The 23,111-nt window shown below is 63.0% G+C and carries 19 protein-coding genes and 1 riboswitch; of the genes, 9 read left to right on the forward strand and 10 right to left on the reverse strand.

Annotation, left to right across the window (positions count from 1 at the left end):
- Nucleotides 1–167: 167 nt before the first annotated feature.
- The 3 genes from ACKAMS_RS09430 (at nucleotide 168) to ACKAMS_RS09440 (ending at nucleotide 2,538) form a co-directional block, all read left to right on the forward strand.
- A complete protein-coding gene (locus ACKAMS_RS09430) occupies nucleotides 168–644 on the forward strand; it encodes a GNAT family N-acetyltransferase (protein ID WP_030534833.1) in 477 nt (158 codons plus the stop codon).
- 18 nt (nucleotides 645–662) lie between these two features.
- Complete coding sequence (locus ACKAMS_RS09435) at nucleotides 663–1,112, forward strand: GNAT family N-acetyltransferase (protein ID WP_019746731.1); 450 nt, start codon at nucleotides 663–665, stop codon at nucleotides 1,110–1,112.
- 64 nt (nucleotides 1,113–1,176) lie between these two features.
- Entirely contained in the window at nucleotides 1,177–2,538 is a 1,362-nt protein-coding gene (locus ACKAMS_RS09440) for a lipase family protein (RefSeq protein WP_041814613.1), read from the forward strand.
- 18 nt (nucleotides 2,539–2,556) lie between these two features.
- On the opposite strand, the gene ACKAMS_RS09445 is transcribed toward ACKAMS_RS09440, so the two are convergent.
- The 3 genes from ACKAMS_RS09445 to ACKAMS_RS09455 form a co-directional block, all read right to left on the reverse strand.
- Nucleotides 2,557–3,261: an MgtC/SapB family protein gene (locus ACKAMS_RS09445; protein WP_003941187.1), complete on the reverse strand. Its 705-nt coding sequence runs from the start codon at nucleotides 3,259–3,261 to the stop codon at nucleotides 2,557–2,559.
- Between the two features lie 9 nt (nucleotides 3,262–3,270).
- The gene (gene mgtA, locus ACKAMS_RS09450; RefSeq protein WP_142006358.1) at nucleotides 3,271–5,964 is read right to left on the reverse strand and encodes a magnesium-translocating P-type ATPase; all 2,694 of its coding nucleotides are present in this window, start codon (nucleotides 5,962–5,964) and stop codon (nucleotides 3,271–3,273) included.
- 346 nt (nucleotides 5,965–6,310) lie between these two features.
- A riboswitch (M-box (ykoK) riboswitch) is annotated at nucleotides 6,311–6,484 on the reverse strand.
- A gap of 45 nt (nucleotides 6,485–6,529) precedes the next feature.
- The gene (locus ACKAMS_RS09455; protein WP_029254386.1) at nucleotides 6,530–7,114 is read right to left on the reverse strand and encodes a TetR/AcrR family transcriptional regulator; all 585 of its coding nucleotides are present in this window, start codon (nucleotides 7,112–7,114) and stop codon (nucleotides 6,530–6,532) included.
- 126 nt (nucleotides 7,115–7,240) lie between these two features.
- Here ACKAMS_RS09455 and ACKAMS_RS09460 point away from each other — a divergent pair, with 126 nt between their 5' ends.
- The 3 genes from ACKAMS_RS09460 (at nucleotide 7,241) to dszD (ending at nucleotide 9,620) form a co-directional block, all read left to right on the forward strand.
- The gene (locus tag ACKAMS_RS09460) at nucleotides 7,241–8,344 is read left to right on the forward strand and encodes a membrane protein (RefSeq protein ID WP_003941129.1); all 1,104 of its coding nucleotides are present in this window, start codon (nucleotides 7,241–7,243) and stop codon (nucleotides 8,342–8,344) included.
- A 15-nt stretch (nucleotides 8,345–8,359) separates the two neighbouring features.
- On the forward strand, nucleotides 8,360–8,833 hold the full coding sequence (locus tag ACKAMS_RS09465) for a YbaK/EbsC family protein (protein ID WP_019746727.1): 474 nt from the start codon (nucleotides 8,360–8,362) through the stop codon (nucleotides 8,831–8,833).
- A 208-nt stretch (nucleotides 8,834–9,041) separates the two neighbouring features.
- Nucleotides 9,042–9,620, forward strand: coding sequence for an NADH:FMN oxidoreductase DszD (gene dszD, locus ACKAMS_RS09470; protein ID WP_142006354.1), 579 nt, complete (start codon nucleotides 9,042–9,044; stop codon nucleotides 9,618–9,620).
- 52 nt (nucleotides 9,621–9,672) lie between these two features.
- Here the strand turns inward: dszD and ACKAMS_RS09475 are convergent, their stop codons facing one another.
- The gene (locus ACKAMS_RS09475; protein ID WP_408988917.1) at nucleotides 9,673–11,118 is read right to left on the reverse strand and encodes an NAD-dependent succinate-semialdehyde dehydrogenase; all 1,446 of its coding nucleotides are present in this window, start codon (nucleotides 11,116–11,118) and stop codon (nucleotides 9,673–9,675) included.
- A gap of 1 nt (nucleotide 11,119) precedes the next feature.
- The gene (gene gabT / locus ACKAMS_RS09480) at nucleotides 11,120–12,484 is read right to left on the reverse strand and encodes a 4-aminobutyrate--2-oxoglutarate transaminase (RefSeq protein WP_007727077.1); all 1,365 of its coding nucleotides are present in this window, start codon (nucleotides 12,482–12,484) and stop codon (nucleotides 11,120–11,122) included.
- A gap of 128 nt (nucleotides 12,485–12,612) precedes the next feature.
- Here gabT and ACKAMS_RS09485 point away from each other — a divergent pair, with 128 nt between their 5' ends.
- Nucleotides 12,613–14,130 (forward strand): PucR family transcriptional regulator, encoded by a 1,518-nt coding sequence (locus ACKAMS_RS09485; RefSeq protein WP_019746725.1) that lies wholly within the window; start codon nucleotides 12,613–12,615, stop codon nucleotides 14,128–14,130.
- Here the strand turns inward: ACKAMS_RS09485 and ACKAMS_RS09490 are convergent.
- The 4 genes from ACKAMS_RS09490 to ACKAMS_RS09505 all read right to left on the reverse strand — a co-directional run bounded on the left by ACKAMS_RS09490 (nucleotide 14,107) and on the right by ACKAMS_RS09505 (nucleotide 20,755).
- Nucleotides 14,107–17,328: an NAD-glutamate dehydrogenase domain-containing protein gene (locus ACKAMS_RS09490; RefSeq protein ID WP_408988918.1), complete on the reverse strand. Its 3,222-nt coding sequence runs from the start codon at nucleotides 17,326–17,328 to the stop codon at nucleotides 14,107–14,109. The genes ACKAMS_RS09485 and ACKAMS_RS09490 overlap by 24 nt on opposite strands.
- Before the next feature lie 127 nt (nucleotides 17,329–17,455).
- Entirely contained in the window at nucleotides 17,456–19,144 is a 1,689-nt protein-coding gene (locus ACKAMS_RS09495) for an NAD(P)/FAD-dependent oxidoreductase (protein ID WP_020906039.1), read from the reverse strand.
- Nucleotides 19,141–19,986, reverse strand: a complete 846-nt coding sequence (locus ACKAMS_RS09500) for a carbon-nitrogen hydrolase family protein (protein WP_021342734.1) — start codon at nucleotides 19,984–19,986, stop codon at nucleotides 19,141–19,143. The genes ACKAMS_RS09495 and ACKAMS_RS09500 overlap by 4 nt, the downstream gene beginning before the upstream one ends.
- A gap of 133 nt (nucleotides 19,987–20,119) precedes the next feature.
- On the reverse strand, nucleotides 20,120–20,755 hold the full coding sequence (locus ACKAMS_RS09505; protein ID WP_020968310.1) for a helix-turn-helix domain-containing protein: 636 nt from the start codon (nucleotides 20,753–20,755) through the stop codon (nucleotides 20,120–20,122).
- 146 nt (nucleotides 20,756–20,901) lie between these two features.
- Here ACKAMS_RS09505 and speB point away from each other — a divergent pair, with 146 nt between their 5' ends.
- Nucleotides 20,902–21,858 carry an agmatinase gene (speB, locus tag ACKAMS_RS09510; RefSeq protein ID WP_003941134.1) on the forward strand — a complete coding sequence of 319 codons (957 nt, stop codon included), beginning with the start codon at nucleotides 20,902–20,904 and terminating at the stop codon, nucleotides 21,856–21,858.
- On the opposite strand, the gene ACKAMS_RS09515 is transcribed toward speB, so the two are convergent.
- The gene (locus ACKAMS_RS09515) at nucleotides 21,822–22,496 is read right to left on the reverse strand and encodes a class I SAM-dependent methyltransferase (RefSeq protein WP_408988919.1); all 675 of its coding nucleotides are present in this window, start codon (nucleotides 22,494–22,496) and stop codon (nucleotides 21,822–21,824) included. The two genes, speB and ACKAMS_RS09515, sit on opposite strands and share 37 nt — an antisense overlap.
- A 111-nt stretch (nucleotides 22,497–22,607) precedes the next feature.
- Here ACKAMS_RS09515 and ACKAMS_RS09520 point away from each other — a divergent pair, with 111 nt between their 5' ends.
- Nucleotides 22,608–23,045 (forward strand): hypothetical protein, encoded by a 438-nt coding sequence (locus tag ACKAMS_RS09520; RefSeq protein ID WP_408988920.1) that lies wholly within the window; start codon nucleotides 22,608–22,610, stop codon nucleotides 23,043–23,045.
- Nucleotides 23,046–23,111 lie beyond the last annotated feature (66 nt).

Genomic DNA, 23,111 nt, shown 5'->3' on the forward strand with positions numbered 1-23,111 from the left:
TTTCGAAACGCCCGCGACCAATTGGTTGCGGGCGTTTTGTTTGTAATGCCTGAATTGAAACTCTCTGCATTCACAGCCGCGCGCCAATTGTTCAGCCGCGCGCCAAATTCAGCCTGCGGGTGAACAATTGCCCTGCGGGTGCGAAGAACCTATTTGTAAGGGAAACCATGAACGAGATAGTCATAGAGCGCGCAACGGACGAGGACGCCGCGGAAACCCTTGTTCTACAACGCTGTTGCTGGGTCTCGGAAGCAATCTCCAACAACAGCATGGACATACCCCCGCTCCACGAGGACCTACCCACGGTCCGAGCCTGGGTTCAGGAGTCGACTGTCTGGACCGCACGACGCGGCGGCCGACTCGTCGGGGCCGTCCGCGGCACAGCCGACGGAACCGCATGGCAGATAGGGCGCCTCATGGTGGCACCGGACTTGGCGGGCAACGGCCTCGGCCGACGCCTCTTGCAGCACGTGGAACAGAACGCTCCGGAGCACACCACAAGTTTCGAGCTGTTCACCGGAAGCAAGAGCGTGCGGAACATTCGCGTGTACACCCGAGCGGGCTACTCCCAATTGCCGCCGGACCCCAGCCACATCCCCGGAGTCGTCTACCTGTCCAAGCCGAACGCCATCAACTCCGACTGAACGGCGATACTGACTTCTGTGGTGAACATTCGCGTCGCAGCGCAGACAGACTTGCCGTTCTTACGTGAGCACGACTCACACATCGCAGCCGAGGAACTCGCGTCAGTGATCCAACGCGGCCGGATACTCGTCGCCGAGGACAGCGGGAAACCAATCGGATGGCTGCGCTGGGGCTTGTTCTGGGACGAGATTCCGTTCATGAACATGCTGACCGTCCTGTCTTCGAACCGCGGCCAAGGCATCGGGCGCGCTTTGGTCACAGATTGGGAAAAACGCATGAGCCGCGCGGGACACTCGCAGGTCCTCACCTCCACACTCGCCGACGAATCAGCCCAGAACTTCTATCGCGCAATGGGATACACCGACGCGGGAGTTCTGTTACTCCCAGGCGAGCCCTCCGAAATCTTCCTACGCCGAGACCTCGAGCCTGCGCCCGATCTGACCGATCCCCACATTACCCGCGAGTAATATATGGTGGTCGTCACACCGCGATCTCAGGGTGGGGCGTGGCACACCAATGTGGAGGACGAGTATGTCGTCAAGGGTCTTATCTCGCACAGTTGTCGGAGTACTCGCGGTTGCACTGACAGGCGTCGGTGCACCGGCAGCACTCGCGCAGCCGGCTCTTGCCCAGTCCCCTGATGACAGTTTCTACAGCTACGAGGGCGCGGCGCCTCTCTCGTCGTACGCTCCAGGCGCGGTCCTCGAGACTCGCACCGTGCCGTACACCATTCTCAACATCCCGACCCCGATACAGGCAGTGCAGGTTCTCTACCGATCAACCGACGCCCTCGGTCAGCCGTCGGCCAACGTCACCTCGATCCTGCGCCCGGCCAACGCTCAACCGGACAAAGTTGTTTCGTACCAATCCTTTTACGATTCACTGAACCCCGACGACAGTCCGTCGCGGGCTATCGCGGGCAACACCCCGATCGGAGATTGGACGCCGAGTGGGCGTAATTTCAACGTCGGCGGAACCTTCACGTCCATCGAGGCAGCCTTGTTCGGGCCGCTCTTCGCCCTCGGCTACACGATCGTCGTCCCGGACACCGAAGGCCCGGATGCAAACTTCGCTGCCGGACCCGAATACGGGATGATGACGCTCGACGCTCTGCGTGCGGCCAAAGATGTCCCGGAAACCGGAATCACCGACGACGCAGAGATCGCGCTGATGGGGTACTCCGGCGGAGCGATCGCCACCAACTGGGCTTCGATCCTCGCTCCCGCGTACGCACCGGAGATCAACGACAACTTGATCGGTGCCGCGCAGGGCGGCGTGCTGGTCAATCCGGCTAACAACCTTCGCTACGCGAGCGGAAGCATCGGGTGGGGCGGCGTCGTCGGCATGGCAATCGTCGGCGTTGCGCGTTCGTACGACATCGATTTCGGAAAGTATCTCAGTGACCGTGGACGCGACGTCATGGCTCGACTCGAAGACGCGTCCATCGGCAATGTGCTGGCACAGTACCCCGGTCTGACCTGGCAGGAACTGGTCAAGCCCGAGTACGCCGATCCCAATACGGTTCCCGAGTACGTCGATGTCGTGAACAAGATCAACATGGGCACCGCAGCCACACCGACGATTCCGATGTTCATCGCCCAGGCAGCCAACGGCACTATCGAGGGCACCCAACCCGGTGGCCCCGGCGTCGGAGCAGGCGACGGCGTCATGATCACGGGCGACGTCCGTACCCTCGCACGCAAGTATTGCGACGCCGGCCTGCCGATTCAGTACGACCAGTACGACACCATCAGCCACTTCCTCGGCGCCATGCTCTGGCTCCCCGGTGCGCTCACCTGGATCGACGACCGATTCACCGGCAAGCCTGCTCCGTCGAACTGCGCGAATATCGCACCGGGGAACTCTCTTGCGCCGCAGGAACATGCACGCTAGCTGACCGAGACCTCGAATCTACTTCGACGGCTCCACCTCCCAGCGAACGTGAGTTACCAACGGTTCCAAGCTCAGCCGGCTGACGGCGGATTCCAGGAGTCCGTCGTCACGCTCCGCTGCGGCCAATTCCGCGACCACTCGTACGCGGTCGCTGTCCGGGATGTCGAAGGACTGCACTGACCGGAGCTGGAACTCCGGCCTCGAAATGGACTGCACGGTAAGCCCTCTGATGTGAGCTTCGGCGTCACCGTGGCAGGTCACCTCGAAGGTGTAGTCAGCCGGCGGTTCCTCGCGTCCGGTGCGGGCAGGCTGGTGATCCATCATCCGGCCCAACGGCCTCAACAACGTATTCGCCAACATGATTGCACCGGCACCGAACACCGCCACCCAGTACATTCCGCCGCCCGCCAGCGCGCCGACGGCGGCCGTGGCCCACAAGGTTGCGGCGGTGTTCAGGCCGGTGACGGAGGCTCCCTGCTTCATGATCACCCCGGCACCGAGGAAGCCGATCCCCGAGACGATCTGCGCTGCGACGCGCGTCGGATCAGCGTCCGGCCCCTGAAACCCGTACGCGCCCATGATGACGAAGAGCGTCGCACCCAAGCTCACCAACGCGTTGGTTCGCAAACCCGCCATCCTTGCGCGCCATTGCCTTTCGATCCCGACGGCAGCGCCGAGGACGAGTCCGAGCGCTATCCGCACAAGGATGACGTGGATTTCCACGGTGAACTCCTAGAGCCAAGTCGCGAATCGACGGATGAACATTCCCTTGGCCACCTGCGTGACGACGCAGTAAGCCGCGAGAGTGAGGACCAACCACGGGAAGTAGTTCCACGGCAGTGAAACCAACCCGAGGGAATGGCCCCAGGACGTGAACGGGAACACCAGCGCGAAGACGCAGGCGGCGCCCGTGCTGAGCAGTACCGGAAGCGAAGCACGCGACTGGATGAACGGGATCTTGCGGGTGCGGATCATGTGAACGATCAGCGTCTGCGAGATCAACGACTCGATGAACCAACCCGATTGGAACAGCGCTGCATGCTCGGGAGAGTTGGCAGCGAACACGAACCACATCAGCGCGAAGGTCGAGATGTCGAAGATCGAACTGATCGGGCCGATGAACACCATGAACCGGCGAAGGCTCTTGGTCTCCCACTTGCGGGGCTTCGCGAGGAAGTCGTCGTCGACGCGGTCCCACGGGATCGTGAGCATCGAGAGATCGTAGATCAGGTTCTGCAACAACAGAACTACGGGAATCATGGGGATGAACGGCAGCAAGGCACTGGCGACGAGCACCGAGAAGACGTTCCCGAAGTTCGACGACGCAGTCATCTTGATGTACTTCTGGATGTTTCCGAAGGTACGACGCCCTTCGATGACTCCTTGTTCGAGTACGCCGAGGTCCTTCTCCAGCAAGATGATGTCCGCGGATTCGCGGGCGATGTCCGCCGCTGTGTCGACGGAGATGCCGACGTCCGCCGCCCGAAGTGCGGGTGCGTCGTTGACACCGTCACCAAGGAAACCAACCGTGTGGCCGACCCGGCGCAGCGATTCGACAATGCGTGCCTTCTGCATCGGATCCGTCTTCGCGAAGACGGTTGTCCGCTGCACCAACTCGTCGAGGGCGTCGTCGTTCAACGCTTCGATCTCGGCGCCGGATACAACAGTTCCCACGTCGATACCGACTTTGCCGCAGACGGTTTCGGCGACCAGTTCGTTGTCACCCGTCACTACCTTGACCGCGACTCCGTGGCTCGCGAGGGCTTCGATCGCCCCGGCCGCAGATTCCTTCGGCGGGTCGAGGAAGGCCAGCAGTCCGACCAGGGTCATACCCTCTTCGTCGGCCGTCGAGTACTCACGGCGCTGCTCTTCGACGACTGTCTTGGTTGCCACCGCAAGCACTCGCTTGCCCTGACCGTTCAGTTCCGCGACCAGACGGTCGACTCGGGCCAGCCATCCCGGCGTCAATTGGTGGGTCACCCCGTCCAGTTCCACCGATTCACAGACCGAAAGGAGCTCTTCCACTGCACCTTTGGTGACGATCAGATCGGCGTCGCCGTGGTCGACCACCACGGAGAGTCGACGGCGCTTGAAGTCGAAGGGAATCTCGTCCACCAACCCGTGCCGACGCGAGATCTCCTCGACCACTTCGGGACCGGCGGCCTCGATCACCGCGTCGTCGAGAAGACTGCGCAATCCGGTCTGATTCACGGAATTGACTGCCGCTAGCCGCAATACGTCCTCGGACTTGCGTCCGGCAGTATCGAGATGCTCACCGAGAACGATGCGGTCCTCGGTGAGAGTTCCGGTCTTGTCCGTGCACAGAACGTCCATGGCGCCGAAGTTCTGAATCGCGTTGATCTGCTTGACGATCACCTTCTTGCGCGACATGTGGAGCGCACCCTTGGCCAGGTTCGCAGTCACGATGAGCGGCAACATTTCGGGGGTCAACCCCACTGCGGTGGCGACGCCGAAGAGTAGTGCTTGGCTCCAGTCCTTGGTCAGTCCGTTGATGATGAACACCGCGGGAACCATGATCAGCATGAACTTGATCAGCAGGTAGCTGACACTGCGCACCCCGACGTCGAAGCTGGTTTCGGGTCGCTTGGACGCCAATTGTGCTGTCATGGCGCCGAAGTAAGTCCGCTTGCCGGTGTGCACCGCGACGGCGGTGCCGCTGCCCGACACGACGGAAGTACCCATGAACCCGATGTTCTCGGCCTCGAGCAGCCGATCGACGTCGATCCCCGTCGACGGTTCCGCCGACTTCTCGGCCGGCATCGACTCACCGCTGAGCATTGACTGATTGACCTGTAGATCCTTGGCCCGGATGATGCGGACATCGGCCGGGATCATGTCGCCTGCGGCAAGCTGGACTACATCACCTGGCAGTAGCTGCTCGATCGGAATCTCAGCCGTGACCACGGTGTTGTTGATCTTGCGGGTGGCCGCGACAGTTGTCGTGACCATGGCCTTGAGTGCCTCGGCAGCCCGAGTCGAACGGTATTCCTGCCAGAACCTCAGGGACACACTGACAAAGATCATCAGCCCGAGGGTGATGATGCCCTCGTAGGAGGGACCGTCTTCCGGGTCTGCCCACACCACGTCGGTCCCGACCATGATCAGGGCGAGGAACACCAGGATCAAGATGAACGGATTCTTGAAAGCTTGCGCGAACTGCACGATCGCCGGTGCCGGGCGGTCGTGGCGGACATCGTTGCGCCCGTATCGCCGACGAAGATCGTTGATCTGATCGTCACGAAGGCCGTTGGCCGTCGTAGTCAGATCTGCGAGAACGGTGCGCGTGTCCGAGGCCGAGTAGTCGACCAATTCCTGTGCGCTTTCTTTTGCCAGGACCGTTGAAGGTGTTTGTTGTGCACTGTTTCTCGTGGGCCGTGGCCGCAATGCGAGAACGGAAAATGACATGACGAATCTCCTCGACTGCCAGCGTGCACGGGACAGCGCCAGTGCATGAGGGCAGCAGAATGCGCTGAACGACAACGGAAGTCGTCAGCGGACGCGACAAAGCCGCGCAGATGAAACCGAGGGTGCGAAGGTCAGAGACTGACGAGCAAAGTGCCGGGGTGAGCACCGTCGGTAAGAACAGAAGGATGGGTCGAATATCGACTCGGCGGGTCGTCCACGATGGTCACCTCCTGAAAGTTCGGGGCGTCCTATGACGCCACACAAGTACATGCGCACAGCACACGCCAGGAGAACCGAATATCGACGTACTCTCGCCTTCGCCGGAAGAAACCGGCATCAAGCTGCGAAAACACCTCCACGTCCGAGTTTTGGCACTGCACGACGTGTCCCGATCAAGACCGGGAAGCCACTTTGGATCACCCCTTAAGCCGGGGAGATCTGTCCTAACCTTGGGCGTCTCTCGACGTCGTGAGATCAGTGGCCTGTGTTCGTGCAGAAGCCTCACCTAACGAGGTACTGCACCCAGAGGGTAGTTCTCAAATCTGTTGCCTGTCAACCGAGCAACTCAGACGGCGGGCAATCCTGCCCGTGCGACGGCGCCGGCGAAGAGTGCCGTCACGGCGGCACCCATGACGCTCTGATCAACTTCTTCCGGATCCACCGAGTGCTCGAGAACGAGCCCGGATATCAAGGCCATCAACGAGATTGCAGTGGTCCGCACATCGAAGGAATCGTCCACTCCCCATTCACGGGCACGTTCGCCGATCAACTCCACGAGTTGACTGCGCAAGTGGCGACGCTCACGTAAGTACGCCTGAGCGATCTGCGGATCACGTCCGGCGAGCACTCCGAATTCGAGGACGAGCAGTGACCACCCCGGGTCGTCGACCATCCACGTTGCAATGGCCTCGCCACCTTTGCCTGCCGCGTCGGCCGGGTTCATCCCGGCGATCTCGGCAAGCACACGGCCGGCCAGTTCGAGAGACCGTTGCGCGAACAGTTCGGCGAACAGATCCTGTTTCGACTCGAAGTTGGAGTAGACAGCCCCCTTGGTGAAGCCCGCTCGGCGAGCAACTTCAGTGAGACGTGCAGCACTGAATCCGCGCTCCGCAAACTCTTCCGCCGCAGCGTCGAGCAGTCTTTGCCGCACCACGTCACGTCCGGGGCGGGTTACCGGCGTCCAGTCCGGTTGACGAGATTCAGTCACGATACCTAGAGTATTCAATACCTCGGGTATTGACAAGCTCTTTACTTTCGACAAGATCAGGACTCTTTCGTGACCACTACGCATCCGGCACACGCCGCACCAGACAACAGCTCCACCCACGACGAACACCACCACGACAATCTGCTGGTGAAATACGGCGCACCCAAGGTGATGGCCGCGCTGTTCGTCGGCGTGCTCCTGCTGCAGATGGGCTTCATCCTCAGCTACGTCGCCGCCTTCCATCAGCCGACTCCGCGAGACATCGAAATCGCGGTCATCGCCGATCAGGGCACACCGGACGGCATGGATCAGCAGATCGCCGACAAACTCAACGCCATCGACGGCAGCCCGCTCGACGCTCAGGTGGTCGACAGCACGGCGACCGCTCGCCGCATGATCAACGACCGCGAGATCCAGGGCGCGTTTGTCATCAACCCGGCCGGACCGGACACCCTGATCACCGCGAGCGCGGGAGGCAGCTCCATCGCGACATCACTCGAAGCGGTGTTCACGAAGGTCGAGGCGACGCAGGACCGACAGTTCGTCGTCCGCGACGAGATCCCCGTCGGAGCACACGACAACCGCGGACTCTCCGGCTTCTACCTCTCGGTCGGCTGGGTCGTCGGCGGCTATCTCCTTGCGGCAGCCATCGGACTGTTCATCGGTGCGCCGAAGACCCTCCGCCAGGCAAGCGCACACACGGGCGTGATCGCGATCTACTCGATCATCTCGGGAGCCCTCGGCGCACTCATCACCTCACACGTGCTCGGAACTTTCGCGGGCCACTGGTTCCCACTCTGGATCCTGGGAACAGCCGTGGTGTTCGGCACCGCCATGTTCACACTCGGATTGCGCGCTGCCATCGGCGTTCTGGCAGTCCCGCTGGCTATCGCCGTCTTCGTGATTCTCGGCAATCCCAGTGCGGGAGGCGCATTCGGCTCCAACGTGATTCCCTCGTTCTATGCCGCCATCGGCCGATGGATCACACCCGGCGCCGGCACCGAAGGCGTGCGGAGCATCGTCTACTTCAACAACGTCGGCGTCGGCCAGCCTGCTCTGACGCTTTTCCTGTACGCGCTGATCGGTGCGGTCATGCTGTTCGGCTTCACGATCCGTCGCAACCGAAAGTCCACCGACACGACGCCGACTCCAGCTGTGGCGAACGCCGACTAGTCCTAGTCTGAACTCATGACGAGCCTCCTCCACCCCAACGCCTCGCACGTCGCCGAAACACTGATCTCACGGGGTCACCACGGCGTCATCGTCACGCAGCCCGAAGCCACGCACACCGCGGCCGAGGCAGCGGCGGCCGTCGGGGTGGAGGTAGGCGCGATCACCAAGTCGCTCGTGTTCCTTCTCGACGACGATCCGGTCCTGCTGCTGGTCTCCGGCGCACATCAGGTCAATCTGAAAGCCACCGGCGAACGCCTCGAAGGCAAGCTCACGCGGGCGCCGCTGGAAATGGCGAAGTCGGCAACGGGCCAGCCGATCGGTGGGGTCGCTCCGCTCGGGCATCCCACCAACCTGCCCACCTACATCGATACCGCCCTCGAGCAGTACCCCGAATTGTGGGCTGCTGCCGGGCACCCGAACACGGTCTTTCGCACGACGTACTCCGAACTCCTTCGAATCACGGCCGGCCTCGCCGTCGACATGGACTGACGCACTTCAGCCAACCCGGTCCGAACCCACTCAGACGTGCGTCCACCTATAGTTGGACGCACCATGTGCACTGCAACCAGGACCCCGGCCGGTAACCACTGGCGTCGACGACACGTAGATCTGTGCCGCACCGACGCATGTCTGTGTATGCCGAGCGCAGTCACCTCGACCACACCGCACACCTCGAGTTCCAGCCGGAGAGTTCCCGTTGTCTGACAAGCCGAATGCCGTTTCCAGCCACACCACCCCCGACGTCCCCGAAGTAGCAGCGACGCCCGAGTTGTCCACCGGCATCTGCGCCGGTGACTACCGTGCAGCGCTTCGCCGCCACCCCGCAGGTGTCACCGTCGTGACCCTCGATTCGGGTACCGGCCCGGTGGGTTTCACCGCCACCTCGTTCTCGTCCGTCTCCCTCGAGCCGCCGCTCGTCTCGTTCAACATCGCGGAGACGTCGTCGAGCATCAATGCGCTCAAGGCAGCCGAGTCCTTGGTGATCCACCTTCTCGGCGAACATCAGCATCATCTGGCCCAGCGCTTTGCGCGTAGCGCCGATCAGCGTTTTGCAGACGAGTCACTGTGGGCAGTGCTCGACACCGGGGAGCCGGTTCTGCACGGCACCCCCAGCTGGATGCGCGTCAAGGTCGACCAGTTGATCCCTGTCGGCGACCACACGCTGGTCATCGGACTCGTCACGCGGGTGCACGCCGAAGAGGACGACGAATCCGCTGCCGCACCGCTGCTCTACCACGAGGGCAAGTACTACCGCCCCACTCCGTTAGGTCAATAGACAACTGTGCGCCTTTATTAACCGCCCGCGGTTAATAAAGGCGCACAGCAAGTTACAGCGCTACGTACTTGGTATCGAGATACTCGTCGATACCCTCGGTTCCGCCTTCACGGCCGAAGCCCGATTCCTTCACGCCACCGAACGGCGCCGCAGCATCGGAGATCGCGCCCCGATTGACGCCGACCATGCCGGTGTCCAGCTTGGCCGAGACGCGCATCGCCCGGTCGATGTCGCGGGTGTAGAAGTACGCCACGAGGCCGTACTCGGTGTTGTTCGCAGCCGCGATCGCTTCGTCTTCGGTGTCGAAACCGACCACTGCCGCAACGGGTCCGAAGATCTCTTCCTTCAGCAGGCGCGCATCGGCGGGCACCTGATCCAGAACGGTCGGGGTGAAGAAGAAGCCAGCTCCTTCGGGCGCCGATCCACCGGTGCGAACGCGAGCGCCCTTGGACACGGCGTCGTCGACGAGTCCGGTGACGGTTGCGAGCTGCTTGGTGTTGATCAGCGGGCCGATGTTGGTGCCCTCGGCGTCACCGGCGCCCACCTTCAAGGCCGCAACCTTGGCGGTGAACTTGTCGGTGAACTCCTCGCGCACCGAGTTGGCGACGTAGATGCGGTTGGCCGCGGTGCAGGCCTCGCCGCCGTTACGCATCTTCGCGAGCATTGCGCCGTCGACAGCTGCGTCGATGTCGGCGTCGTCGAAGACGATGAACGGTGCATTGCCACCGAGTTCCATCGACGTACGGAGCAGCTTGTCAGCAGCGTTGCGCACCAACAACTTTCCGACGCCAGTGGAGCCGGTGAAGGTGACCTTGCGCAGACGCGCATCTTCCATCAGCGGTCCACTGATGGAGGCCGCGTCGGACGTCGGGAGGATCGAGAGCACACCGTCGGGCAGACCGGCATCGGCGAACACCTGACCGAGGAGCTGCATGGTCAGCGGCGTGTCCTCGGCGGGCTTGACGATGATGGTGCAACCGGCAGCCAGCGCCGGTCCGATCTTGCGTGTGCCCATGGCGAGCGGGAAGTTCCACGGGGTGATCGCAAGGACCGGTCCGACGGCTTCCTTGGTGACCAGGATGCGACCGTTGCCGGCCGGAGCCTGCGTGAAACGTCCGCCGATGCGTACTGCTTCCTCGCTGAACCAGCGCAGGAATTCGCCGCCGTAGTTGACCTCACCGCGGCTCTCTGCCAACGACTTACCCATTTCCAGGGTCATCATCAGCGCGAAGTCCTCGGCGCGGGCGTGCAGCAATTCGAAGGCGGTGCGCAGGATCTCGCCGCGTACACGTGCCGGCGTGGTCGCCCAGTCTTCCTGCGCCGCAGCGGCGAGGTCGAGCGCACGGATACCGTCGGCAGCGGTGGCGTCGGCTACCTGGGCGAGTTCCTCACCCGTTGCCGGGTTGTAGACCGCAAAGGTCTTCTCGGCCGGGACGAGCTTGCCGCCGAGCCAGAGACCCTTGGGTACCGAGTCGAGAAGATCCGAGACGTTGGACATGTCAGTTCCCCTGTGCTGCAGTGCGAATAGCGGTCTCGAGGACGGTCAACGCGTCGTCGAGCAGCTCTTCGGAGATGACCAGCGGCGGGAGCAGACGGATGACGTTGCCGTAGGTACCGCAGGTGAGGATCACGACGCCGGCAGCGAGGCATTCGGCGGCGATCTTCTTGGTGATATCGGCGTCCGGCTCCTGCCCACCGGGCTTGACCAGCTCGATGGCGAGCATGGCGCCGCGACCGCGAACGTCACCGATGACGTCGAGTTCCTTTGCCAGTGCGTTCATTCGGCCGACGACGGTCGACTCGATGGTGCGTGCGCGGCCACAGAGGTCGAGCTCGCGCATCTGGTCGATGGACGCCAATGCAGCGGCGCAGGCGACGGGGTTACCGCCGTAGGTGCCACCGAGGCCGCCGGGGTGGACGGCGTCGATGAGCTCGGCGCGGCCCGTGACAGCGGCGAGCGGCATGCCGCCTGCGATGCCCTTGGCGAGAGTGACCAGGTCGGGGACGATGCCCTCGTGATCGCTGGCGAACCAGGCGCCGGTACGAGCGAAGCCTGCCTGAACCTCGTCGGCGATGAAGACGACGCCGTTCTCCTTGGCCCACGCGACGAGCGTCGGGAGGAATCCTTCTGCGGGAACGATGAATCCGCCCTCGCCCTGAATGGGCTCGATGAGGATGGCGGCCGTGTTGGCAGCACCGACCTGCTTCTCGATCATCGTGATGGCGCGCTGTGCGGCCTGCTCACCCGTGATCTTGGAGCCGTCGACGTTGAGGCCCTCGCGGTACGGGTAGGACATCGGGACGCGGTAGACCTCGGGGGCGAACGGACCGAAGCCGCTCTTGTACGGCATGGACTTCGATGTCAGTGCCATCGTGAGGTTGGTGCGGCCGTGGTACGCGTGGTCGAAGACGACGACTGCGTCGCGACCGGTTGCGTGACGGGCGATCTTGACGGCGTTCTCGACGGCTTCTGCGCCGGAGTTGAACAGCACGGAACGCTTCTCGTGGTCACCGGGGGTGAGCTCGGCGAGACGCTCGGCGACCTCGACGTAGCCCTCGTACGGAGCGACCATGAAACAGGTGTGGGTGAAGTGCGCGACCTGATCCTGAACTGCGGACACGACGGCCGGGTTGGAAGCACCGACGCTGGTCACCGCGATACCGGCACCGAGGTCGATCAGCGAGTTGCCGTCGACGTCGACGATGACTCCGCCGTCTGCGTCGGCGACGTAGACCGGGAGGGTGGATGCGACGCCGGCGCCGACGACCTTCTTACGGCGTTCGGCGAGCGCAGCCGAGCGCGGGCCCGGGAACTCCGTGACGATGCGACGCTCCTGCGGAAGCCGGTATTCGATTGCACTCATGTGACCACCCTCTCGGTTGTGTATTGCATTCGAGTATGCGACGCGCGAAGCATCGCAAGCACTGCCGAAATGGATACCCGAAGCTCCAGGGCTACTCCATATCGGCAACGACAGCTAGCCTTGATCAGGTGACGGTTCCGATCTCGTGGCTCTTGCGCCAGAAACACCTCTCGCTGGCTCTGCTCACCGACCGAGCAGCTGCCACCCACCCCGTCACGTTTGCGCAGGCCACAGAGCTGACGGACCCCACCCCGTGGCTTTCCGGCGGCGAATTGGTGCTCACCACCGGGCTGGCACTGGTGGGCGCGGACGCCACCGACTACAGCGAGTACATCGACCGTCTGGCCGCCGCAGAAGTATCGGCTCTGGGTTTCGGGACCGGCCTTTCCCACGAGAGTGTGCCCGCAGACCTGATTGCCGCCGCCCGCAGTCGCGGGCTCCCCCTGCTGGAAGTGCCGTTCACGACCCCGTTCGCGGCGGTCACGCGCGCGGTGATGACCCGTCTGAGCCAGCAGGAATACGAATCGGTACTCCGCGCGGCAGAAGTACAGACACGCATCACCCGCGTTGCGCTGCGCGGAGGCGTGTCTGCCATCGTGCGTGAACTGGCCACGGCCACAAAAACTTCGGTGGCGTTTGTCGGAGATCGGATCACCGCGGTGCATCCGGCAAACCAGAAGTCGTTGATCACCGAGGTTCGCGCGGTCGCGGCGACCACCCGCGATCCCAACGCTCCGGCGTCGATCTCGCAGAGCACACCCGAACGGACGCTGACACTGTCCCCCGTCGGCGTCACCGACAGCTGGCACGGCTACCTCGCCATGGCGGGCGCCGGGCCCCTGAGCAATATCGACAGAGTGTTGCTCGGGCATGCGGTCTCGCTGCTCACTCTCGAACTCGAGAAACCGGTTCGACTACGGGCCGAGCGAACTCGACTCAACGCCATGGCTTTCGGGCTCTTACTCGACGGCCGAATCCCCGAGGACGGTGTGCCGTCGTACTTGGACGAAGCGAGCGATACGCACGGCAACGTCCGTGTCGTCCACGTTCGCGGATCCGGACTCGGCCCTGTTCTTCGCGAACTCGACAACGCTCTCGCGCGAGCAGGCCGGCCGTTGTTCGCGCAATCCGAGGACGGTTCGCTGACCGTCCTCCTTCGCGGAACCGACACAATCGACACTGCCAAAACACTACTGGCGCAGCTCTCCCCCACCGAGGCGAAGACGGTGCGGGCCGGAATCAGCACCCCTCACCGTCTTCTGGACGCACCGCGCGCACTCGTCCAGGCCCGCGCCGCGGCCAATCTCACGACGGCCACTGCCCGCATTCTCGAGTTCGACGCTCTGAGTGGTTCGACGATTCTGGCATCCGAGCCTGCCCGTGAGGCACTGATCGCAATGGCAGCGGACACCATCCCGGTGCTGACCGAACACGACCAGGCACACGGGACCGCACTGGTCGCGTCATTGCGCGCCTATCTCGAGGCAAACGGCCAATGGGAATCGGCCGCAGCCGAACTCGGTGTTCATCGGCACACCCTCCGAGGTCGCATCGCACGCATCGAGGAACTGCTGCAATGCGACCTCGGACAGGCCAGAGTCAGAGCCGAACTGCTGCTATCGCTACTCGCCTGGGAGGGTCGCTGAACGCTCCGCGGCGTGCACCGAAGCGATACCGGACGCACCGCGAACGAGTAGTTCGAGTTCGGCGTCGACCGTGCAGAGACGGGCGGTGTCCAGCGCTCCACTGCGGCTCACGCTCGACATCAAAGCCGTGAACCGGCGCACCGCTTGCGGATTGGCGGCGGTCCACAACTCGACGACCTCCGGAATACCTTCTCCGAGCGCTCCGGACACGAGGTCCGCGAAACGCGCCGTCAACCTGGCGTGGACGGCAGCGCTGCCCATGACCTCCCAATGCGAGGCACCGACGGCAACGTCGACGCCCCCGAGAACGTCGCCCAGATCGAGGGTGTCGGAGAGTTCCCGGTAGATCGCAGCCGCGGCCTGAACCGTCGTATTCTCCTGCAACGCAATGTCAGCCAGGGCGAGCGCCCCGAAAGACGCCTCGATGCGGTCGCTGGCCGACAGCCCTTCGGTGAGAGCCCGCACCGGCGCGGCCCATCGATCGATGTCGGCTCGCGGGTTCACGGTGAACCGGCCGGCTGCTCCCGGACGACGCAACACCCAGCTCATCTCGGATTCCAACAACTGCTGCAAGCGATCGAGAGCCTGCAACTGCTCGGTGGCGCGAAGCTCCGAGTTCAAGATCTCGCGCCGAAGTTCCTCGGTGCCGAGCACTTCGCTGACCACTGCGTAGGCCAGAGCCGCTTCCGGACTGTGGACTCCGAGGTGTTCCTCCAGCCGGAACAGCACGCCGGGGCCGACGCGGTTGACCAGTTCGTCGACCACCGAGGTGATGATGATGTCGCGGCCCAACCGATGTGCGCGGACCGCGTCCGGTGCTGCCTCGACGACGGAGAGCGGGAAGTACTGCGGGAGACGATCGGCGAAGATCTGATTGTCCGGGACGGTCGACGCCCCCAATTCCGCCGTCAGCACGTTCTTCGACTGCGCCACCAGCACAGCAAGTTCCGGACGGAGTAGGCCCTGCCCGGCTCGCGCCCTGACCGCCAGCGCCTTGGCGTCCGGCAATGATTCTTCGAGGCGCTTCATCGCGCCCGCCGAGACCAGGTTCTCGATCAACCGTTCGTGCTGATCGAGTAGGGCGGGAGCGCGGTGCTCGGCCAGGCTGATCGCGAGGGTCTGATCTTCGCTGGCCTCGAGTACCGATGCGGCTACCTCGTCCTGGGCCGCCGCAAGTAGTTCATTGCGCGAGGTCGCGTCCAACTCTGCGAGTGCGATCTTGATGTTGACCTCACGGTCCGAGGTAGCCACGCCGGCCGCGTTGTCGATGAAGTCGGCGTTGATTCGTCCTCCGCCAGCGGCATATTCGATGCGGGCACGCTGGGTGAAACCCAGGTTGCCGCCCTCACCCACCACGGTTGCACGCAACTCGTCAGCGCTGACGCGAACTGCGTCGTTGGACGGATCGGCCGCGTCGACGTTGCTTTCGGTCGACGCCTTCACGTAGGTACCTACGCCGCCATTCCACAACAGGTCCACCGGAGCGCACAGGATCGCTCGGATCAGTTCCTGCGGAGTCAGCTTCTCCTCGGTGATACCGAGAACCTGACGCGCTTCGAGCGGAAGACGGATCGACTTCGCGCTACGTGGCCAGACGCCACCGCCAGGCGACATCACGGTGCGGTCGAAGTCGTCCCAGGACGAGCGCGGCACGGTGAAGAGACGAGCGCGTTCGGCAAACGTCGTCTCGGTGTCGGGGTTCGGGTCGATGAAGATGTGGCGGTGATCGAATGCCGCGACCAAACGGATCTTGTGCGAGAGCAACATTCCGTTACCGAACACATCGCCGGACATGTCACCGATGCCCGCGACGGTGAACGGATCGGTGTCGACGTCGAGGTCACGCTCGGCGAAGTGGCGTCGAACCGCTACCCAGGCGCCGCGAGCGGTGATGCCCATCGCCTTGTGGTCGTAGCCGGCCGAACCGCCGGAAGCAAAAGCGTCGCCGAGCCAGAAACCACGTTCGACGGCGATGCCGTTCGCGACGTCGGAGAACCGTGCGGTCCCCTTGTCCGCCGCCACGACGAGGTAGGAGTCTTCACCGTCGTACTCGATTACTTCTGCCGGGTGCACCGCTGCGCCGTCGACGATGTTGTCCACCACGTCCAGCAAGCCGCGGATAAAGGTGCTGTACGACTCCTGCACCTGCGACGGGGTCGGTGACGACGTGCCCCGAACCACGAACGCACCCTTGGCTCCCGAGGGAACGATCGGCGAATTTTTCACGCTCTGGGTCTTCATCAGACTCAGAGCCTCGGTGCGGAAGTCCTCGTATCGATCCGACCAACGCAGGCCACCACGGGCGACGGAGGAGCTACGCAAATGCACGCCTTCGACATTGGGTGCGCTGACGTAGATCTCGCGGAAAGGAACTGTCTTCTGCGGGGTGGAGAGCAACTGCGAGTCGATCTTGAACGACGCGTACGGCAGCGGCTCGCCGGCCTCACCGCGCAGGTACCAGTTGGTGCGCAGAGTCGCCTGCAAGAATGAACGCACACCGCGCAAGACGCGATCCTCGTCGAGAGTGTCTGCACCGTCGACTGATTCGTCGATGGCCGCCGCCGCGGTGGCCACGGCCGTCTCACGCGAACCTGCTACTGCGGGATCGAAACGCGCGGTGAAGAGTTCGATTGCCTGCCGTACGAAGAGCGGCTTCGCTGCCAATACTCCGACGATGTAGCTCTCGGACAACCCGATACGAGCCTGAGCGAGGAAACGGCACGCAGCGCGCAGCAACTCTGCGTCGCGCCACGTGATGTCTGCTCGTCCGATCAGACTGGAGAATGCGTCCATCCGGGTCTGTCCGGCGATGACGGCTTCGAAGGCGTCCGCCATCTTCTCCAGCGCACTGCCGTCGAAGGTGCTCGGCTCGAAGGTGAAGTAGTGTGCCGAACCCAGAACGGTCGGAAGCGGGCGGTGCGTCGAAACTCGGAGTCCGAGGGACTCGAAGTTCTCGCACAGATCGGAGAGGGAGGGCTCTCCGGACGGCCACAGCACCACACAGGTCAGATCGTCACTGTTCAGGGCATCGCTGTTCAAGTCGTCGCTGTTCAAGTCGTCGCCCTGACGGAAGACGAGTCGCTGGCCCGCTGCTGCCAATTCGGCGACCAGTTCGAGCGCCGGGTCACCGGATCGATCACCGCCCGCGGGTCTCGATTCTGCAGCTGCGGTCTTGGTCGCCGATGATGTGCTCGCCATTGAACACCCTCCTGGAAATTATTGGATCCGAACACTTTCCAGTGTTGCGTGGATCACCGGAAAGCGGTCGTGCCCGATAGGAGTACCAACCCCTATCGGGCACGACATTTCGGCAGTTGCGGTGAGCTCAGTCGCCCAACCTGATCGGAGCGAGCTCCTCGAACACGTCGCCGGGTCCGGGATTCTCGGTAGGTGCAGCGCCGCCGAGATGGTTGACGACGCCCCATACCGCGTTGATCGCGGTCTGGATCGCGCCCTCGGCCCAGCCGGCAGTCCACGACACGTCGTCTCCGGCGAGGAAGATTCCCCGATGACGCGGTTCGAGATCATTCTGCACGAAGTGAGAGAACAGGCGCTCCTGGTACCGGTAGTGCCCCGGAAGGTTCGCCTTGAATGCACCCATGAAGTCTCGCTCGGTTTCCCACGACAGCGTCACCGGGCTCGAGATGATGTGGCTGCGGAAGTCCACGCCTGGGTAGATCTCTTCGAGCGAACGCAGCATGATGTTCATGCGCTCGGTGGCGTCGAGCGCCAGCAGCTTCAGCGAATCGTCCGACCAGGTGTACGACAAGCAGATCAGGCCTGGCTTGCCCTCGCCCTGATCGAGCAGGTAGGTGCCGCGACTCATACGGTCGGTCAGTGTCATCGACACCGAATCACGGCCGGTCACGGGGTCCTTGTCCTTCCAGAACGGGCGGTCGACGAGAACGAACACCTTGGTCGAACCCATGTAGTGAGTTCGCTCGATCGCAGTCCAGTGGTCGATCGGGAACAGATCGTCGTCACACCTGATGTTGTTCAGCAGCATCCAACTCTGCACTGTTACAACGGCACTCGCATACGTGCGAATGAAACCTTCGGAGTCCGTCACCGTGATGTTGCCGGGCTCGGTACGCCGGAGTTCGGTGACGCGGGGACGCGTCTCGCCGTCGTTGAGCGAAGCGACCGTCGTACCGGCAGGCCAATGCGCCATGTGCTCCGGGGCGCGGTTCCACAACCGCATCGGCAGTTGCTGCGATCCACCCACGATGCCGCGGTGGTCGTCGTCGGCGGCCGTGATGACCACACGAAGGATTTCGAGGATCGAGTTGGGGTAGTCGGTATCCCAACCACCCGTACCGAATCCGACCTGCCCGAACACTTCCCGCATATGGAAGGACTTGAAGTGCTTCGACGCGGCGAGGAATCCGTAGAACGTCTGGTCGTCGTAGCGCACCACGAGGTCGTTCCAGATCCGCTTGATCTCTGCGGTGTCGCGGTCACGAATGGCCTGCTGCAACGGAATCAGATCGGCGTGCTCTTCGAGAGTGCGCTGCCAGGCCTGCGCCACCTCGGTGTAGATCGGAGGCAGATCCTCGAGAGTGTGCGCGTAGTGGCTCTCACCCTTGAGATCGATGACCGTGCTCGGCGTGACCTCGGCAAGGGGATTCGGGAACTCCTCGGTCTGCAGACCCAGTTCGTTCAGGTAGTGGAACAACGTCGTCGACGACGGTGGGAAACGCATTGCGCCCATCTCGGCGACAACCCCGGGGTGCCCGTCGAACTCGACCGACCGCATCCGGCCACCGATCTGATCAGCTTCGTAGACAATCGGTTTGAGACCGACCTTGAGCAACTCGTAGGCCGCGATCATGCCGGAGAGTCCACCACCGATCACGGCAACTTCTGTACCCAGTGCCAGATCGGGCACCGAGCCGAGTCCCGCCGGACTGGAAACGTAGTCGTCGTACGGGAACGGAAAATCCGGTCCGAACATCGTGAGGGGCGGCTGCTTGCCGGGTTCCGAGGAACTGTCCGGAGCTACTGGGATGGTCATCTACGGTTCTCCTTGGAGACAGTCGTGACAGAAAGGTCTGGATACAGATCGAGGCGTCGATCGTCGAGATGCGTGTTGAGGGTGCGCGATTGCGAGACGGTGGCGGCGGCGATATCCGCGAAGAGTAATTCCTGGCCGCCCCCGGCCCGCGCCAACTCGGCACCGTCGGGTGCGATGGCGCACGAGAGACCGCAGTAGGTCAGCTCGGTTTCGGCGCCGCAGCGGTTGACGTAGGTGACAAACATCTGACTCTCGTATGCGCGGGCCGGAACCACTTGCTGCGCAATGTGTTCGTACGGAGTCATCAACCCCGTCGGCACGATGAGCCATTCGGTACCGGCGTCGGCATGGGCCCGAACCGCTTCCGGAAATTCCACGTCGTAGCAGATCAACAATCCGCAGCGGATGCCCTCGAAATCGAACCCGACCACCAGGGTCTCACCTGGCCGGAAATGTTCGCGGTCGAGCGTGCCGAACAGGTGCGTCTTGCGGTAGTGCGCAAGCGAAGTGCCATCGCGGTCCACCACCTGCACGCTGTTGTAGACGTCTCCCCCGTCGAGTTCGGGGTAGCCGTAGACGACGGCGATGCCTGCACTTCGAGCAATCTCGGCGACGGAATCGAAGATAGGGCCGTCGGCCGGTTCCGCGCGCAGCGACACCAGTTCGCCGATGTCGTAGCCGGTTGCGGACATCTCCGGCGTCAGCAGGATCTTCGCACCGGATGCCGCAGCCTCGCGGGCAGCGGTGTCGATTGCAGCGAGGTTGAACTCCACCGACGCAAAGGTGTCCGGGGTGGTGAGCGGACCTTGGAACAGGCCAACTCGAACTGAATCGACATGCATGGTGCGCTCCTTCAGGAGTTCCGTGACGCCAATTTTCGACGGTGTGTGTGACGGGGACAACTACCAGCGTGACGGGTGCCGCCAATCATGTCAACTCTTGTTTCCTAAGAATCAACATTCACAGATTCGGGTCTCACGAAGGCGACGCGCGTGGCCCTTCCGGCAATGCCGGATTCAAGACCCACAGAACCTTCGCCAGAACCGAGCCTTCGGCCTGAAAACTATGGTTGTGCGTCGGCGTGAATGTGAAGGAATCGCCCGCCGCAAGCACGACGTCCTCGGCATCGACGGCCTCACCGTTCGGATCCGTCCGACCGCCCTCGAACGAGACCCGCAAGCCGCCCTCCAGCACGTGCACGAAGTTCACGTCGATCGGCAGACTGTAGAACTCCTGACCACTTCCGCCGCCTGGTTCCAGCTCGCCGAGCAGCACCTGAATTCGACGCTCGTTGGTAGGCGTGAGCAGGTACTCCGTCATCTTTTCGCCACCGAAGCTGATTTGCGGCATGGCGTCGGCGCGGACTACTTCACCGGCGGACGCATTCTCGAACAGGGATCCGACGGGGATCTCGAGCACCGCGCACACCTTGATCAGGGTCGCCACCGACGCGTTGACGTGATCGCGCTCGAGTTTCGAAAGATACCCCTTGGTCACACCACAGGCCTCGGCCAGGTCGTCGAGGGTCAACCGCTTCGATTGACGTGCCGCCTTGAGCCTCGCCCCGATGCGCGGTCCGACCGGCTCGACCGCTTCCTTCGCCTTGGCCACTGAACCCACTCCTTCACGACCGCCGTGTCCCTTTCAGGAAACAGGGGTTGACAACCGAGCCTCTTGAAGAAACCATACTTGCTCAGAGAGCTACATCACTGAAGGGCGCCCGGTGTGCGCCGAATCGAGAGCAGGGACCTCTGCACATGGCTACCAACAACCCCGGATCGTTCATCGGACCCGTCGACGCCACGCGCGTCCCCCGCTACGCCGAGCCGACCACTTTTGCGCGTCTGCCGCGCCTCGATGAGGTCTCGCGCGCCGACGTGACAATCCTCGGCATCCCCTTCGATTCGGGTGTCAGCTACCGACCCGGCGCTCGGTTCGGTCCGGGGCACATCCGCGCTGCGTCGAAGCTGCTGCGTCCGTACAACCCCGCGCTCAAGGTCTCGCCCTTCGCCAACCAGCAGGTAGCCGATTTCGGCGACATCGGCGTCAACCCCTTCGACATTCAGGAAGCTCTCACGACGGTTCAGTCCGCCGTCACCGACCTGCGCGCCGACGGTTCCTCCGTGCTCACGCTCGGCGGCGACCACACCATCGCACTTCCGATCCTGCGCTCACTGGCCCGCGATCACGGCCCGATCGCCGTCCTGCACTTCGACGCTCACCTCGACACCTGGGACACCTACTTCGGTCAGCCTTTCACTCACGGCACCCCCTTCCGTCGCGCCAGCGAAGAAGGCCTGATCGACATGGAGCGTTCCCAGCACATCGGTATCCGTGGACCGCTCTACAGCGAGAAAGACCTCGAAGACGACCGCGTCCTCGGCTTCCAGGTGATCCGCAGTGACGACTACGAGGTCGACGGCGTCGCCAGCATCGTCGAGCGCATGCGTAAGCGCCTCGACGGTGGCCCGGTGTACGTCTCCGTCGACATCGACGTGCTCGATCCCGCCCACGCTCCGGGTACCGGAACACCCGAAGCGGGCGGCATGACCTCTCGCGAATTGTTGAACACACTGCGCGGGTTGGTGGGACTCAACGTGGTCGGCGCCGACATCGTCGAGGTAGCGCCGGCGTACGACCACGCCGAGATCACCGGTATCGCAGCGGCTCACGTCGCTTACGAGTTGCTGTCGGTGCTCGCACTCAATCGCTGAAGCAGCACAACGGTATCCGTCGTGTGATGCATCTCGGGGTTCGCGGGAAGATCACGTTCCCGCGACTCCGAGACCAACACCTTCCAACCATCGGTGAACAGCGACTCCACGTATTCGGGTGTATGGAGCATGGCCCGATGGTGCTCGGTCGGCGACTCGTGGGGCGAGTGGCCCACGATCAGCAAATGCCCGCCGGGCGCGACCAGATCTCCGAGAGCACGGAACAATTCCCCGCGCGCGGGTTCGAGCATGTGGAAGAACTGCGCGGACACCAGATCGAACGAGCGCCCCTGCGGATCCCACTTCGTCAGGTCGGCTTCCAGCCATTCGATCTCGACGCCCTCGCCCTCGACGTGAGCCTGGGCGCGGCTGAGCGCAACCGACGATATGTCGGTGCCGGTGACCTTCCACCCGCGACGTGCCAACCACAAAGCGTCGGCGCCTTCGCCGCAACCGACGTCGAGTGCAGTGCCCGGTTCGAGGTCGGAGGCTTCGGCAATCAACTGTGGGTTGGGATTTCCGCTCCAGCGCGCGGGACGTTCCTCGTACAGCGAGTTCCAGAACTGTGCGTCCGCCTTGGCGTACGGATTCTCGGTGGTTTCAGAGTTTTCGTGGTGATTGTGGTGTTCGTGGCTCATGCACCCAGGATGAACGACCTTCCACAATTCACGCAACCATCTTTGCCGAAACAGCAACTTCTCCATTTCGACGCTCTGCTAACGTCACGCTTCGTGGCAGGTGGATTTCCCGTGTTTCGTCTCTACTGCAACTCAGAGGGCTCGCACGTTTTGTGTTGTGCGCATTTCCCCGAGTTCAGCGGTTCGAACGCGGACGAAGAGTTCACCACCCAGCAGAGTTTCGACCGCACAGTCGAGAAGATGCTGCGCGAGGCGTCCTTCGAACCGACAACCCTGACGTTGGTGGGCGAGCAACAGGGATATCCAGTCGGAGCCCACCTGTTCGATGCGACGGTTCCGCGAACCGGCAGCGTCTCCTTTGCCTTTCAAGAAGCCGGACCGCCGTGGATCGTTCTCGGCCTCGATGTTTCTTCTGAAGAATTCTGGTCCGAGATCGACGAAGACGAAGATCTCCTCGCCCTCGGCCCGATCTCTCCGTTGACGTCGGTCCCTGCCGTTGTACTCACTGCAACCGGGTGGCCACGGCAAAATGACCTCGACTCACCGTGACCTGAACTGGTTCATCACCCCGGTTCTCGTGAGATCGAACAAAAATCGGCATGATTTTCGTGAAGA

The sequence above is a fragment of the Rhodococcus sp. 5A-K4 genome (assembly GCF_046097995.1).
Lineage (GTDB): Bacteria > Actinomycetota > Actinomycetes > Mycobacteriales > Mycobacteriaceae > Rhodococcus_F > Rhodococcus_F erythropolis.

Bases quoted from the DNA above. Each gene is read 5' to 3' on its own strand.
- ACKAMS_RS09430 (WP_030534833.1), top strand. From the start codon at position 168: ATGAACGAGATAGTCATAGAGCGCGCAACGGACGAGGACGCCGCGGAA.
- ACKAMS_RS09440 (WP_041814613.1), top strand. From the start codon at position 1,177: ATGTCGTCAAGGGTCTTATCTCGCACAGTTGTCGGAGTACTCGCGGTT.
- mgtA (WP_142006358.1), bottom strand. From the start codon at position 5,964: ATGTCATTTTCCGTTCTCGCATTGCGGCCACGGCCCACGAGAAACAGT.
- ACKAMS_RS09465 (WP_019746727.1), top strand. From the start codon at position 8,360: ATGACGAGCCTCCTCCACCCCAACGCCTCGCACGTCGCCGAAACACTG.
- ACKAMS_RS09475 (WP_408988917.1), bottom strand. From the start codon at position 11,118: ATGTCCAACGTCTCGGATCTTCTCGACTCGGTACCCAAGGGTCTCTGG.
- gabT (WP_007727077.1), bottom strand. From the start codon at position 12,484: ATGAGTGCAATCGAATACCGGCTTCCGCAGGAGCGTCGCATCGTCACG.
- ACKAMS_RS09490 (WP_408988918.1), bottom strand. From the start codon at position 17,328: ATGGCGAGCACATCATCGGCGACCAAGACCGCAGCTGCAGAATCGAGA.
- ACKAMS_RS09495 (WP_020906039.1), bottom strand. From the start codon at position 19,144: ATGACCATCCCAGTAGCTCCGGACAGTTCCTCGGAACCCGGCAAGCAG.
- ACKAMS_RS09500 (WP_021342734.1), bottom strand. From the start codon at position 19,986: ATGCATGTCGATTCAGTTCGAGTTGGCCTGTTCCAAGGTCCGCTCACC.
- speB (WP_003941134.1), top strand. From the start codon at position 20,902: ATGGCTACCAACAACCCCGGATCGTTCATCGGACCCGTCGACGCCACG.
- ACKAMS_RS09515 (WP_408988919.1), bottom strand. From the start codon at position 22,496: ATGAGCCACGAACACCACAATCACCACGAAAACTCTGAAACCACCGAG.